Source organism: Streptomyces sp. NPDC038280, assembly GCF_055600045.1.
Map to the genome: position 1 here is coordinate 230,691 of NZ_JBVJYZ010000005.1, position 13,783 is coordinate 244,473.

Here is a 13,783-nt window from a genome sequence, read left to right on the forward strand (position 1 = left end):
CACTCGCACGCTTCTACTCGCAGTCGTAGGGGCCTTGACGGTCTACGTCGCGCTGCGGAACCCGCCACTAGGAGCTGCGCTTGCCGTCGGCGTCGTAGTTGTTGCCTTTCTCCACGACATCCTGGGTCGGTAGGTACGTCGTGTAAGACCTCGATCGACCACTTTGATAGTGGAGTTGCTGCGATGAGCCATTGACGAGCAGGTCGTGTAGGCGGGCCCTCTCCTGTTACGGTCGTCTGTTCGCCGAGGAGGTCGTGATGACTGTTTCCCTGCCCGTCGCTGCCCGAGTGGATCTACGCCGTCAGTCGGTCGAAGGCGTAGTGGGGCGTGTGGAGAAGGCCCTGCATGTGCGATTGGACCGGCAAGAGCTGGTACGCAAACGGCGCTCCTTGGGCGGCCGTACGGACCGGGGGACGTGGGTGCGTATCGAGCGGCGGGGATTCGAGCGGATCGGCCCGCAGGGCTGGAACGGGACCGAAGCCGCTGCCGTTCTGCAAGGGGTCGCGATGCCCGAGTGGTACCAGGGCGTGGCGTGGCGCGAGTCGGGCGAACCGGTGATGTGGCGTGCGGATGAGCTGGAGCTGCTTGCGTCGCCGTCTGTCGCCAAGGGCGCCCTGGCGCTCGAAGACCCGGGCCTACCGGATGCCTGGTGGGCAGCACTGAACGCCTCGCTGGACGCGCTCGCGGACCAGCAGACGCCGCGAGTCGCGACGCCGGACACGGTGACGATTACCCAGGAGCAGGTGACGCAGACACTCGGCGAGGTCTTCCCCGGCATTGCCGATACGCGGATCGAGCGGTGGGCGCCGGCTCATGCGGATCTGACCTGGGCCAATGTGATGGGACCGGAGTTCTCCATCATCGACTGGGAGGACTGGGGCATGGCGCCCGGGGGCCTAGACGCCGCAACGCTGTGGGGCAACGCGCTTGCCGTCCCGAGGCTCGCGGACCGCGTCCACCAGGAGCGGCGTGCGGACTTGGAGAGCCGGGACGGCAAGCTGATGTCGCTGTTCTTCCTGTCGAAGATCGTCGGACCCTACGCGTACGAGGAGGACCCGCTGCTGGAGCCGGCCCGGAAGGAGGCCGAGCGTCTGGTGGCCGAGCTTCAGCTCTGACGGAGCCCATGGAGGGCGCGTAGGTACTGACTGACGGTGGCGGTGTCCACCTCCGCGCCCAGGGCTTGGACCAACTGGGCCAGGTGCCCAGGGTCGTCGGTACCGACCGCCATCGCGGAGGCGGTGGGCAGGTGGAATGCGGTCCGGAATGCCGCCTGCACGCGGGACAAGCCATCGTGGGGCGGTCGGAGGAACGGGCGCGGGTCGAAGTCATCCCACACCTTTCTGTGGCCGCCACCGAAGGGGCTCATGCCCCAGGTCTCACCCGCCTGCCAGGCGGTGCGCAGGACGGTGGTGGCGTCGAGGAGGTCGATGCCCACGAGGAGACCGGCGCGGACCATGAGGACGTCCGGAGACGGAAGGCCCTCCACGCGGACCATGCCTAGCGACTGTGTGTCCCAGGAGGCAACACCCCAGGCGCGGCAGAGACCGTCGTGGGCGGCGTCGGCCAGGGCGGTGCAGGCATTGCCGAGAAGGGCGCGGCCGTCGGCAGGAGATAGGCCCGCAAGGCTCCGTTCGGGGTTGTGCAGGAGCACGGTGTCAGGTTCCCTGCCGAGTTCCTTGGCCGTCCGCTCGACGGCCAGTCGCAGCCGGACCGGATCAAGGGAGTGCTCAGCGCCTCCAGCGCTCGGGAAGAAGCCCACCTTCGTGGAGAGGGTGAACCTAGGCAGCAGATCGGCGGCCGTCTCGGCCAGCACCGTGTGTGAGCGGAAGCCGAAGTAGGGAGCCGCAGTGTCCAAGGCGGTGACGCCGAGGTCGAGTGCAGCCGTCAGGATGTCGCGGTGGTGACGAGACCGATGTAGGCCGAGGACAAGGCGGGGGTCAGCTCCGTGCACAGTTCCTCCTTCAGCAGGATCTCGGCGAGCTGTTCCACGTCCAGGCCGGTCTTTTCTGCGGCGTCGGCGATGTCGACAGGGTGGCCGCTCAGCAGCAGGGTGAGGGCGGGATACGCCTTGCCGGCGAACGTGAGCTTCTTGCCCGCCGCAAGCACGTCCACCGTGTCGTGGTGTTGCTCGATCACGGGCTCGAAGTCGGTGACGCACACGACGGCCGCGGACTTGCCGAACAGGCCGGTGGCCGGGACGTGCCGGGCGGCCAGGCGTTCCCGCTCGCGGGCATTGAAGAAGTCCTGCGGGGTCAGCTTCGTAGCCATCTCGGCGACGGCGTCGGCCAGGAGCTGCTGTTGCCCGTCCCACTGGCCGGGGGAGTTCCAGCGGTCCAGGTCGTATCGGAACAGGTCCTGCGTGCGGGCTTGGTCGGCGAGCCAGGCCAGCCAGTTCACACCGACGCGCTTCACGATGCCGAAGGTGGCGTGGAGGCTGTAGCCGTCGCCCTGGTCGTCGCGGGTGGCCTGGTGCCAGAAGCCGCGCGGGATGTGCATCACGTCGCCGGGCTCCATGACGCCCTGCCAGACGATTTCCTCGCTGGGCTCGGCGTTGGGGGCGGAGTCGCGGTACATCGGAACCTTGCGCGAGGTGCCGCGGACTTCCCAGCTCTTGCGGCCGGCGAGCTGGACGATCAGGGTGTCGTGGTCGTCCCAGTGGAGCTTGAAGCCACTGGCGTCCTGAGTGGTCAGGTACGCGTTCACCTGCACCAGCTCGCGGGCCCACCACTGAAGCGCGCGGCAGGTGGCCTCCATTGCCGGGTCGAAGAAGTCGACCTCGTCCAGGACCATGGTGCAACCCTCGCGCATCAGCCCGCCGACGCGGCGCATGTCGGCCATGGGGATGGCCTGTCCCCGCCGGGTGACGGAGGGCTGGATGTAGCGGCCGGGGTGCAGTTCGGCCCCGTCCTGGAAGATGCGGAACTGGGGCGTGGTGACGCTGCGGCGCATCACCAGTTCCAGCAGCTTCCTGGGGTTGAGCAGGCGATCGAGCAGCCCGAGGTTTTCGATCGTTCCCCGGGTGAAGGCGGCCCCGAGTTCACCGGGCCCGTCCCAGCCGAGGGCCTTTTCCAGTGCGGTGACGAAGTGGTGGTCCACGTGTTCCTCCGGTCGGCGTCATAGGCGTGAGGGCCCGGGGGCCCGTCGTGGATGACGGGCCCCCGGTTGGAGCTGTTGGGTGCTACTCCTGCGGGAGGTTCAGCCCGTCGCGGTTCTCGCCGTCGTCGCCCGCGGAGGTACCGGTGGAGTCGGACTCGGCCGCCGCGGCGGTGAAGCGGTCCTGGACCTTGATCAGGCTCGCGACGCCGATCAGCAGGTCTTCCTTCTGTGCTGCCATGTGTGTCTCCATTTCCTGGAAGTCCGGGGCCGACGGGTGCCAGCCCGAGCCCCGATGGGGCGTGCCTCACCAGCCCGGTTGTTTCCGGGCGGGTGGGGAGACGGGGGGTGGCGTGATGCCACGGATCGAGCGCATGCGGGATTCGTGCCGGAAGCCGGTTGCCGGTCAGCGGCCGGGATCACCGGCGATGGCCAGGGTGACCACCAGGACGGTGACGGCAGCGGCGTAGAGGAACACGGCGAGCTGTTGGCGCCAGCCCCGCGGAGCTCGACCACGTACCCGGGAATCCCGTTCTAAGGGAGCTTTCAACGTCGGAAGGCGGCCACTACGCCGCCCCCGGCGCGATGGATGCCGGCTGCAGGGCACGGACCGACGATGAGGTACCGCCGCAGCGGGGACACTCGCACGGGGGGTAGCGGCCGGGGTTGGAGAGGATGTCGAACGGGTCGCCTTCCAGGACCCGCGTGCTCGGCGACCACGTCCGGCCTGAGTCCCGCGATACCCGGATGCTCATCAGGACGCAGGGCTCTATGCCCAGGTCAGGGGTTTCCCCGAGGGCCGTTCGCTGTGTGTCAGGAGTGCCCGCCGAATCGTTCAAGGCGGTCGTCCTCGGTCGCTTCGCCATGTCCAGAAGGATCGCGATCAGGACGACGAGCCAGAAAGGCCCAGCGGATTACCCAACTTGGGTAACATCACGGTCGGTTGAGACCTTGAAGCGATCCGTAGTCCTCCTCCGGAGCGTGCCCGATGCCCGAGACACGTCGTGCGAAGGAACTACCAGTAAGTCTGCTCACTGAGCCCGAGATGATCGACGCGTGCCGCGTGCGCGACTTCGCGAGGGTCTTTCGCCTGGTCAAGACTCGGGCAGGCATCTACCCGTCGATGATCGCGCGGCAGTGCGAGCTGACGCCGAGCCGAGTGGGTGAGGTGATCGCGGGCCAGCGGCAGCTCCTCCACATGGAAGTGATCGAGCGGATCGCCGATGGGTTGCGCATCCCGGGTCACATGCTCGGGCTTGCCCGCCGTACGTGGGAGACGCCGGCTGTCTTGGCCGTGGCCGAGCGGGAGAGGCCGGAGCGCGGTCACCTGCCCGTTGAGCCGAAGCCCCTAAGCGCCATACCAAGCGTGGAGGTGGACAGCATCCTGGCCCTGGCCGCCGGGACGAACCCGAGCCCATCCACGCTGCACGCCCTGCGTTCTTCGATCGAGGACTACTGGCGTCGCGACGACGAGCACGGGGGCGAGACGCTCCGGCCCGCTGTCGTCGGTCAGCTGCGATACGTCGAGGGGCTGCTGAAGGACCAACGACCGACGCCGATCCAGCACGGCCTTTATGGCATCGCGGCGGAGCTGGCTCGGTTGACCGGGTGGATGTACTTCGATGCCCGGCAGTACCACCAGGCACGCGCGTACTTCTCGGAGGCTCTGCAACTGGCCCGGGAGATTGACGACCACCCATTCATGGCCAACGTGCTGGCGTGCATGAGCCTGCAAGCGACCTACCAGGACAAGCCGGCGGACGCGCTTGCACTGGTGTCTGCCGCCCAAGACCAGGCCCGAGCGGCCATCGGCACGACGCCGAGAGTCCGGGCCATGCTGGCCATGCGTGAGGCGTTCGCCCACGCGGCCTTGGGCGACCGGACAGCGACCCACACCGCGATCTCTGAGGCGCACGGTCAGTACGGCCGGATCAAGACGGACGACCCGGACCCGGCATGGGTGACGTACTTCGACGAGCCGAAGCTCATCGTGGACACGGGCATCGCGCACGGCCGTCTCGGCGAGGCGGCGATTGCCGAACCGTTGATCGCGGACGCGCTGGACCGGGAGGACCCCGCGAACCAGCGGGGTCGGGCGTTCCACGCCTTCTGGTTAGCCCGTACGCAGCTCCAGCGGGGCAAGCTCGACCAGGCGTGCCACACGGCGATCGAGGCACTGGTGCCCGCCTCCGCCGTCTCGTCCGAGCGGGTGACCGGACACCTTCGCGAGTTCTACGAGCAGCTTGCGCCGTATCGCGAGGTGCCGGCCGCGGTTGCCTTCGAGGCACGCTTGCGAGCGATGCTTCCCCTGCCGGGTCAGCGAACCCGTTCGTCCATCAGGACGTAGAGGAGGCCGACCAGGGAGCCGCTGCTGACGATCTCGCGGCGGTCGATCATGCCCCGGATGTTCGCCAGCGGGATCCACTCGACCCGGTCCGACTCGTTCTTTTCGGTCGGCGGCCCGTCGTACGTCGCACCGTCCGCGCGGAACAGGTGGTGCTGGGAGTCCGTGATGCCGTTCGCCGGTTCGGCGTAGATCAGCGGCTTCATCGGACCCGGACGCCAGCCGGTCTCTTCGAGGACTTCACGAGCGGCAGCCTCACCAGGGGTCTCGTCCGCTTCTACTAGGCCCATGGGCAGTTCCCAGGCCCATGCGTCCGTGATGAAGCGGTGGCGCCACATCATCAGGACCTCTTGGCGGTCGTTGAGTACAGCGGCCACGGCCAGGTGGCGGAGCTTGACGACGTGGTGTTCCCAGCGGTGGCCGTCCGGCGTTTCGATGTCGGTGAGCCACAGGTTCACCCACTTGTTTTCGTAGATCGGACGTTCCCCGTGGATCTTCCACTGCATCGCTGCGTCCCCTCTCGATCGGCCTCCAGCATCGCAGAGCCAGGCTGAACTCCGCCTAGGTTCAAGCAAATTAGCGTCATAGTGACGAATATGGTGCGGGATGCGCGGAGGGATGGGGCGATGAGCAGCGCCAGCAGTGCCCTTGGAGGAATGCTAGGAACAGCCCTCGTCCGATGCGTCGCACGAGGGCTGTTGATGCCAAGACGCCACTCACTGGTGGAGGGGTCTGACCATCACCGAACTAGCAGGAGTCGCTGTTGTCCTCCTGGTTGTGGCGCCCACGCCACCGGGCGAGTGCGTTTCGACTCGCGAGGATGCAGGCGGTTGTGACCGTGCTTGCAGCCAGGTTGGCGAGGATGTCGAGGAGGAAGCCGTGCATGAGGTCTCCGTAGGCAGCTTGAAGCTACCCACCGGATGAGCGGGCTTGCCGCGACTGCCACGGGAGTGGCTGGAAAGTAACCCCGTCCTCGCCCAGGGGCTGCCCATGTACAGCAGCAGCCTCATGGTAGCAACGAGACATCCAGTTCTTTGAGACCCGCGGCAGCTAGGCGATCGATGATGTCCCACCATCGCGTAGCTTCAACCTGGGGCATGCGAGGGCAAGATGGACATCTGAACACGTAAGAGTTCCGACCAACCGCGGTTCGCGGCTCTGCGTCGCTCATCGGCGGTGCAAAGTTGCGAAAGGCGTGGGTCATGCCGTGACTTCCGTCGGGTTCACGGCGTGCCATGGTCAGGCGGACCCGTGGGTGCTGGCCCTTGTCGGTGCACACGATTCCTACGCGGTACTCCTCTGCCATGGCATCAGTCTCCTGCGACTTCCCGAAACGGATGCGCTCCCCCGTCCGGACAGCGATGATCGGGAGCTCCATCGCGCAGTCGGAGTGTTGATATGCCCACTCAGGAAGACGTTCTTTCGTACGCCCGTTCGCTGGCCGAGACGCTGCAAGAAGGCTTGGTGTGGACGCCTAGCCGAGAAGATCGGGGCTGGTGGAAGATATCTGACCATCAGCAGCTTCCCACCCTCATGGCGAACGCATTCGCTGGCATGGAGTTTCTGCGCCAGTACGCCGGAGCGGAGAGCTTCTGGACCTCGCGAGCAGCTGAGGTGTACCAGAGCAGGGGAGACAACCAATCCACTGAGTCTGGAGCTCGCGCTGTCGGTGATGTCCTGCTTACGTGGGTTCGGCAGGTCGAGGCGGGCGTCAGCGAAATCGTGGGCGCCCGTGCTCGGTCAGAAGTCGGTGTGATCAGCACAGACATGATGGGACAGGTACGGCGGCTGCTGGACGACAAGCAGACGCATCCCGCTGCGGCCATCGTGTTGTGCGGCGCAGCCCTGGAAAGCGCACTGCGGGCGCTGGCTGAGGCCCGTGGACTGGAGCTGACCGAGCGCCCTTCTCTCAGCGCCTACTCGCGGCTTCTCCGCAAGGATGAGCTGATTACCAAGCAGGAAGCGAAGGACCTTGAGCAGGTCGGCGGCCTGCGGAATGCGGCAGCTCACGGTCAGTTCGATGAGCTGAGTCGTGAGCGCGCCGGCCTCATGGAGCAGCAGACCAACCTCTTGCTCAGTAGGATCGCCGAGCTTCAGCTGTAGGACCAGACAGAGGTCGTGGGCGGGTCTTGCCCACCGTTGTGGACCAGGTGTGGACCGTCTGCCGACATGTGAGGGCCTGACGGTGGGGGACGTGCAGGTCAAACGCCCGAGCAACACCTCCCACAGCACTCTCTTGCAAACCGTCGTGGCGCGAGTCACCGTGGGGTTCAAAATCCACACCCACCGCATGTGAACGGCCTCTGACTGGGCGAAACAGTCAGGGGCCGTTGTGCTGTGCGGTGCCTGGTCGCCACCGTGGTCCCCCGAAGCTCCCCGTACGATCGGGCGCGGGCGGGGCGCGGACGCCTTCTGGTCCGGAGCTGCAGAGGGAACGGTCGGCGTCAGTGCTCACGCGCAACGGACGCCCGGTGTCGCGACACCCACCCGATTCGCGGGAGGTGGAATCGGGTGGGTGTATTGGAGGAGCGGCTATGGGGTTGCTGATCTCAGCCGTGCTTCTTGCCGTTCTTCAATGGGGCCTGAAGTTGATGCAGCTCGGGGGTGCGGTTCTCTGCCTGTTGGGCGTGGCTTTGTTCCTCCGGCGCTTCCGGGTTGCGCGTAGGCGTGAGGCATCTGGCGGCGTGCAGCAAGCGAAGCCATGGGCCATGTACGTACTTGGCGGCGTCGGCATCTCCTTGCTGGTGGCTGCCTCTGCGGCGCTCACCATGGGGGAACGGCTGGGTGTGTTTGAAACCTGAGCGGCGTAGACCCGCACCGCGGAGCTACAGCAAGGGAGGCCCGCGGTTGGGCTTCTCCGGGTTCTCATCCCTCTCTTGAGCCAGGCGGTTGTCAGTGGCCGCTGTTAGCGTCCGGCCGTTCTGGAAGCGCTGTGTGGGGAGGGGGCGGCATATGGGCGCGTCGGGGTGGGACTACTCGGTGCCGTATCAGGAGGATCTCGTAGGGGCGTTCAAGGCGCTGCGGTGGAAGGTCTTCGAGGAGCGGGACTACTACTGGGGCCCGGGCGGCGACTGGAGGCCGGAGGGGGAGCGGCTGCCGTGGCCCGAGACCGAGGAGGAGCTGTGGGAGCACGAGCTCGTGCAGCACGACGGGACGCACTCGATCCTCGACATCTTCCGGGTCATCGGGCCCGACGAGGAGCCGGACTACGGCACGGTCAAGCAGGTGACCGATGAGGAGGCGCTGCGTGTCCTGGGCACGCGGAAACTCACCCGGGCGCATGTGCCGAGGTTCGAGGAGTTCGACCACTGGCGTTGGTACGGGCGGTGCGCCGTGCTCCATGGCGAACAAGGGGAGCCGCAGGAGATCTACTTCTGGGGCTTCTCCGGCGACTGAGCCGACAGCGCGGCCGACAAGGGGTGCTCTGCCCCTTGTCGCGTGCCCGGCTTTCGCTGGGGGCGCCGGGTCGTCCCCCGATCGGTCAGCGCGCGGTGAGGCGGGCCGCTGAGGCGATGGTCGCGCGGGCCTCGTGGGGGGTGAGGCCCGTGCGGATCGCGGCGGTGGTGAGGGCCTCGGTGAAGGCGTCGCCGAGGCCGTTCTCGTAGGCGCGGCAGGCTGCCCAGAAGAGGCGGGTGTTGCGCTGGCCCTCATGGGCCGCGAGGACGAAGTGGATCAGTCCTTGACCTCGCTGGGCGTGGGGCGTCGAGGGGTGGTGGGGGCGCGCGGGGGGCGCGAGGAGGTGGAGAAGGGCGCGGGGGCACGGCGCGGGGGAGAGATCGGCGGTGCCGGGAGCGAGTCGGTAGGCGCCATGGGCGGTGACGGAGCCGGGGCCGACGAGGTAGCCGCCCGCGCCTCGGATGTCGATGCCGGGGGCGAGCCGGCTCGCGGAGTTCGGCACGACCGCGTCGGGCGGGCCGGTGAGCCAGAGGTGGCGGCCGCCGCTCGGCGTGAGGACGGTGACGGTCGGCGGCAGCGTGAACAGATGCTGGAGCGCCAGGTGCTGGAGCGCCGCCAGGGAGTCCGTCGATGACTTGGTGTCGAGGTCGATGCCGATGAGGTGGTGCGGCGGCCGCCCGCAGGCGATGCCGTAACCGGTGGCCCATGGTGCGGCGGCGAAGAGCGCGCGTACGCCCGCGGGGTCGGTGGTGGCGTCGTGGACACCGTGGCCGGGGCGCCCGCACTCGCCCCGGCAGAGCGGCGGACCCGGCTCGCCCCTGTGGGGGGACGGGAGCGCGGGGAGCTTCGTGGGGGACAGGGGGATCACGGGCAGCCCGCGCTCGGCGGCGGTGAGCGCATGGGCGAGGGCCAGGGTGGCGGTGCGCCGATCGGGGATGGCCATGGCTCTATGTTCGTACACATGTTCGAAGAAGGGAAGGGGGAAGGGGTTGGCCGAAACGCTGCAGGAACGCTTCGGCTCATGGGGCGGCCGGGATGCGCGACCGGGAGGGAGTGTGCGTGAGGGGCGGGTGGTGTGGAGGAGGTTTATCGGCTTGTCCTCACGCTTGCGGGGGAATGGGGCGCTCCGGGGCGGTTCGCCGGGGATTCGCTGGGCAACTCTGGACTCGCGACGTCGTGAGCACGACCGAGGCGGTCGGCCAACTGCCTTGGGATCAGCAGTACTTCTGCAGCGAGTTCCTGGAGGAAAAGACATGGCAAGCATCCGTACCGCCCGCGTCATCGCCGCCGTCGCCGCGCTGCCCCTCGCCGCCACGCTCTTCACCGGAGTGGCGCAGGCCGACAACGGCGCCCTCGCGGGCAACGGATCGAACGCGACGGTCGCCTCGATCGCCGGCAGTGGTGTGGGTGGGAGCAATAGCGGCAATTCGACCACAACGCAGCAGGTGGCCAGTGGTGCCGGAGCGTCCAACCAGAACAACACCGCCGCGGTGAACGGCTCCGGGTTCACGGCCATCGACCAGTCGAACGCCCTCGTCAACTTCTCGAACCTCTGGTAGGGACCGGCCCGATGGGGGGCATGGCTGAGGGGTGAACAGCGGCCTGCGCGGCGGTACTTCGGTTCCGGCGCGCAGGCCGTTCGCCGTTTGTGCCCCCGCGTCCCCGGTCCGTGTGCTCCCGACCTTGACAGGCTCCTTGTTTCTGACGGACAGTCAGAAATCATGGACCCGTCCGTCCGGGAGGCCTCGTCGTGCACCTCGCCCCGACCGAGCGGCAGCTGATGCTGCGCGCCGAGCTCCGCGCGTACTTCCGCGACGTGATGCCCGACGGCCCGCCGCCGCCCGACGATCCGGCCGCCCAGCGTGACGTCCTGCGCCGGATCGGAGCCGACGGGATGCTGGGGCTCGGCTGGCCCGTCGAGTACGGCGGGCAGGGGCGTGGGCCCGACGAGCAGTTCGTCTTCTTCGACGAGGCCTACCGCGCAGGCGCGCCGGTCTCGATGGTCACCCTCAACACCGTCGGCCCGACCCTGATGAAGTACGGCACCGACGAGCAGAAGTCCTTCTTCCTCCCCCGCATCCTGCGCGGCGAGAGCGTCTTCGCCATCGGCTACAGCGAGCCGGAGGCCGGTACGGACCTCGCCGCGCTGCGTACGCGGGCGGTGCGGGACGAGGACTCCTGGCTGATTGACGGGCAGAAGGTCTTCACCTCGAACGCGCAGAACGCCGACTGGATCTGGCTCGCCTGCCGCACCGACCCCGGAGCCCCCAAGCACAGGGGCATCTCGATCGTCCTCGTCCCCACCGACGCGCCCGGGTTCTCCTGGACACCGATCGAGACGGTCGGCGGTCTGACGACGACGGCGACGTACTACGACGGGATACGGGTGCCCGCGGGCAATCTCGTCGGCGACGAGAACGGCGGCTGGGGGCTGATCACCAACCAGCTCAACCACGAACGGGTGGCGCTGGCCGCGATCGGGATGCAGGCCGAGGACTTCTACGCGGCGGCGGTGGAGCGGGCGCGTACCCCCGATCCAGTGACGGGCGGGCGGCGCATTGACGAGCCGTGGGTACGGATCCGGGCCGCCGAAGCGCATGCCCGGCTGGCCGCGACACGCCTGCTGAACTGGCGTTTGGTGGGGGACGTGGGGGCGGGCCGGCTGGCCCCGGGTGACGCCAGCGGCGTGAAGTTCATGGGAACCGAATCGGCGGTCGAGGTGTATCGAATGTGTCAGGAGATCGCGGGGGACGCGGCGCTGGTGCGGTCGGGTTCGCCGGGGGCCTTGGGAGGGGGCACTCCGGGGGAGGGCGAGCTGGAGCGGATGAACAGGGCGGCGCAGATCAACACGTTCGGGGGCGGGGTGAGCGAGGTGCAGCGGGAGATCGTCGCGACGATGCGACTCGGCATGAGGAGGGGGCGGCGGTGACGGATCTTTACGAGCGGCTGAGGGCGTACGAGGGGCGGGCCGCCGCCACGGCCGGGCTGGGCAAGGACCCTGTCAACGAGCCGATGATCAGGCATTGGTGCGAGGCGATGGGGGACACCTGCCCGGCGTACGAGGGGGCGGACGCGATCGCCCCGCCGACGATGCTTCAGGCGTGGACGATGGGGGGCCTGTCCGGTCACACGGGCCGTTCGGGGGCGTACGACGAGCTGCTCGGGCTGCTCGACGGCGCCGGTTACACCTCGGTGGTCGCCACCGACTGCGAGCAGGAGTATCTGCGGCCCCTGCGGCCCGGCGACCGGATCACCTTCGACGCGGTGATCGAGTCGGTGTCGGAGCGCAAGACGACCAAGCTGGGGACCGGGCACTTCATCACGACGCGGATGGACGTACGGGCCGAGGGGGAACCGGCCGGGACACACCGCTTCCGGATCCTCAAGTACGCGCCGGCGCCACGGACACCGGCCGCGCCCGCGCACCGTGAACCGGCCGGGGAGCCTCGAGCGACGGGCGTCGCCGGGGCGGGGAAGGGCGTGCGGCCGGTGCGGCCGCGGCCGGTCGTCAACCGGGACAACGCAGGATTCTGGGAGGGAGTCGCCGCGCAGAGGCTTCTGATCCAGCGCTGCGGCGGATGCGCGACGCTGCGCTTTCCCTGGCTGCCCGGGTGCAATGCCTGTGGCTCACAGGAGTGGCACACGGTCGAGGCGAGCGGTGAGGGGACCGTCTACTCGTATGTGGTGATGCACCATCCACCGTTCCCGGCCTTCGACCCGCCGTACGCCGTCGGGCTGATCGAGCTCGCCGAGGGCGTTCGGATGGTCAGCAACGTGGTGGGGGTGCCCTACGACAAGGTCCGCATCGGGATGGCCGTGCGGCTCGAGTTCCTGCGGGTGGACGACGAGTGGGAGCTGCCCGTCTTCGCGCAGGCACCAGGAGGCGAGGGCTGACATGGACTTCACGCCCACGGAGGAGCAGAGCGCGGCGCAGGAGTTGGCAGCGCGGATCTTCGGTGACCTGTCCACGCACGAGCGGCTCACGGCCGCCGGCGGCGGCAGCGACGCGGAGCTGTGGAAGGCGCTGTGCGGTGCGGGGCTGACGGCGGCGGTGGAGGACATAGGGCTCCTCGGACTGGTGCTGCTTCTCGAGGAGCAGGGCCGCACGACCGCACAAGTACCCTTCGCGGCGAGCTGTGTGTACGGGATCCTCGCGGTGGGCCGGCACGGGACGGACGAGCAGCGGGAGCGGCTGCTGCCCGGGCTGCGGGACGGCTCGGCGGTGGTGACGGGGGCCTTTCCTGCCCGGGGCGGCATCGGCGTGGACGGGCGGCTGACCGGCATGGTGGAGTGGGTGCCCTGGCTGCGGGACGCCACCCATGTGCTGGTCCCGGACAAGGACCGGGCGCTCTGGCTGATCCGCACAGCCGACGCGCGCACCGAGCCGGTCGAGCTCACCGCCCCCTGGTCGGCGGGCCGGCTCCACCTGGACAGCGCCCCGGGCGAGCGGCTGGGCGGGGCGGGGGCCTACGACGACGTACTCGCCGCCGCGCGTACCGCCTTCGCCGGGCTGCAGGCCGGTGTGTGCGCGGGGTCGCTCGCCCGGGCCGTCGCGTACACCTCCACCCGTGAGCAGTTCGGCCGGCCGCTCTCCACCAACCAGGGCGTCCTGCTCCGGGCCGCCGACGCCCATATGGACACCGAGGCCATCCGGGTCACGGCCTACGAAGCAGCCTGGCGGTACGACCAGGGTCTGCCGTGCGGGGAGGCCGCGCTGACGACGGCCTGGTGGGCTTCGCAGGCCGGCACCCGGGTCGTCCACGCGGGGCAGCATCTGCACGGCGGTCTGGGCGCCGACCTCGACCACCCGGTCCACCGGCACTTCCTGTGGGGGCGGCAGCTCGACGCCTATCTGGGCTGCGGCAGTGAAGTCCTTTCGGAACTGGGCGACATGATCGCGAAGGAGGGGACGCGGTGAGTGAGGTCGTACGTGGCGCGGTGAGTGACGCC

14 protein-coding genes are annotated in these 13,783 nt (G+C 68.6%); 9 read left to right on the forward strand and 5 right to left on the reverse strand.

The features are described from left to right. Positions 1 to 257: 257 nt before the first annotated feature. Complete coding sequence (locus ACZ7J0_RS14185; protein WP_470887137.1) at positions 258 to 1,115, forward strand: hypothetical protein; 858 nt, start codon at positions 258 to 260, stop codon at positions 1,113 to 1,115. Here the strand turns inward: ACZ7J0_RS14185 and ACZ7J0_RS14190 are convergent. From ACZ7J0_RS14190 to ACZ7J0_RS14200, 3 genes are all read right to left on the reverse strand, one after another. After that, complete coding sequence (locus ACZ7J0_RS14190; RefSeq protein WP_470887139.1) at positions 1,106 to 1,855, reverse strand: aldo/keto reductase; 750 nt, start codon at positions 1,853 to 1,855, stop codon at positions 1,106 to 1,108. The two genes, ACZ7J0_RS14185 and ACZ7J0_RS14190, sit on opposite strands and share 10 nt — an antisense overlap. A 29-nt stretch (positions 1,856 to 1,884) precedes the next feature. After that, entirely contained in the window at positions 1,885 to 3,096 is a 1,212-nt protein-coding gene (locus ACZ7J0_RS14195; protein WP_470887141.1) for a JmjC domain-containing protein, read from the reverse strand. A gap of 82 nt (positions 3,097 to 3,178) precedes the next feature. Continuing rightward, entirely contained in the window at positions 3,179 to 3,334 is a 156-nt protein-coding gene (locus ACZ7J0_RS14200; protein ID WP_470887143.1) for a hypothetical protein, read from the reverse strand. Positions 3,335 to 4,081: 747 nt separating this feature from the next. Between ACZ7J0_RS14200 and ACZ7J0_RS14205 the strand changes: the two genes are divergently transcribed. Continuing rightward, positions 4,082 to 5,440 (forward strand): hypothetical protein, encoded by a 1,359-nt coding sequence (locus ACZ7J0_RS14205; protein ID WP_470887145.1) that lies wholly within the window; start codon positions 4,082 to 4,084, stop codon positions 5,438 to 5,440. Here ACZ7J0_RS14205 and ACZ7J0_RS14210 read toward each other — a convergent pair. Next, a complete protein-coding gene (locus ACZ7J0_RS14210) occupies positions 5,410 to 5,943 on the reverse strand; it encodes an NUDIX hydrolase (protein WP_470887147.1) in 534 nt (177 codons plus the stop codon). The genes ACZ7J0_RS14205 and ACZ7J0_RS14210 overlap by 31 nt on opposite strands. A gap of 892 nt (positions 5,944 to 6,835) precedes the next feature. On the opposite strand from ACZ7J0_RS14210, the gene ACZ7J0_RS14215 reads away from it, so the two are divergent. The 3 genes from ACZ7J0_RS14215 to ACZ7J0_RS14225 all read left to right on the forward strand — a co-directional run bounded on the left by ACZ7J0_RS14215 (position 6,836) and on the right by ACZ7J0_RS14225 (position 8,833). Continuing rightward, the gene (locus ACZ7J0_RS14215; RefSeq protein WP_470887149.1) at positions 6,836 to 7,540 is read left to right on the forward strand and encodes a DUF4145 domain-containing protein; all 705 of its coding nucleotides are present in this window, start codon (positions 6,836 to 6,838) and stop codon (positions 7,538 to 7,540) included. A gap of 431 nt (positions 7,541 to 7,971) precedes the next feature. Next, entirely contained in the window at positions 7,972 to 8,238 is a 267-nt protein-coding gene (locus ACZ7J0_RS14220) for a hypothetical protein (RefSeq protein ID WP_470887151.1), read from the forward strand. 151 nt (positions 8,239 to 8,389) lie between these two features. Further along, positions 8,390 to 8,833, forward strand: a complete 444-nt coding sequence (locus ACZ7J0_RS14225; RefSeq protein WP_470887153.1) for a hypothetical protein — start codon at positions 8,390 to 8,392, stop codon at positions 8,831 to 8,833. Positions 8,834 to 8,918: 85 nt separating this feature from the next. Here the strand turns inward: ACZ7J0_RS14225 and ACZ7J0_RS14230 are convergent, their stop codons facing one another. Next, on the reverse strand, positions 8,919 to 9,776 hold the full coding sequence (locus ACZ7J0_RS14230) for a bifunctional DNA primase/polymerase (RefSeq protein WP_470887155.1): 858 nt from the start codon (positions 9,774 to 9,776) through the stop codon (positions 8,919 to 8,921). 310 nt (positions 9,777 to 10,086) lie between these two features. Between ACZ7J0_RS14230 and ACZ7J0_RS14235 the strand changes: the two genes are divergently transcribed. The 4 genes from ACZ7J0_RS14235 (at position 10,087) to ACZ7J0_RS14250 (ending at position 13,751) form a co-directional block, all read left to right on the forward strand. Beyond that, positions 10,087 to 10,392 (forward strand): hypothetical protein, encoded by a 306-nt coding sequence (locus ACZ7J0_RS14235; protein WP_470887157.1) that lies wholly within the window; start codon positions 10,087 to 10,089, stop codon positions 10,390 to 10,392. Between the two features lie 191 nt (positions 10,393 to 10,583). Then, entirely contained in the window at positions 10,584 to 11,762 is a 1,179-nt protein-coding gene (locus ACZ7J0_RS14240) for an acyl-CoA dehydrogenase family protein (protein ID WP_470887159.1), read from the forward strand. After that, on the forward strand, positions 11,759 to 12,727 hold the full coding sequence (locus ACZ7J0_RS14245) for a bifunctional MaoC family dehydratase N-terminal/OB-fold nucleic acid binding domain-containing protein (protein ID WP_470887161.1): 969 nt from the start codon (positions 11,759 to 11,761) through the stop codon (positions 12,725 to 12,727). The genes ACZ7J0_RS14240 and ACZ7J0_RS14245 overlap by 4 nt, the downstream gene beginning before the upstream one ends. Before the next feature lies 1 nt (position 12,728). After that, positions 12,729 to 13,751 (forward strand): acyl-CoA dehydrogenase family protein, encoded by a 1,023-nt coding sequence (locus ACZ7J0_RS14250; protein ID WP_470887163.1) that lies wholly within the window; start codon positions 12,729 to 12,731, stop codon positions 13,749 to 13,751. The last annotated feature ends 32 nt before the right edge of the window (positions 13,752 to 13,783 follow it).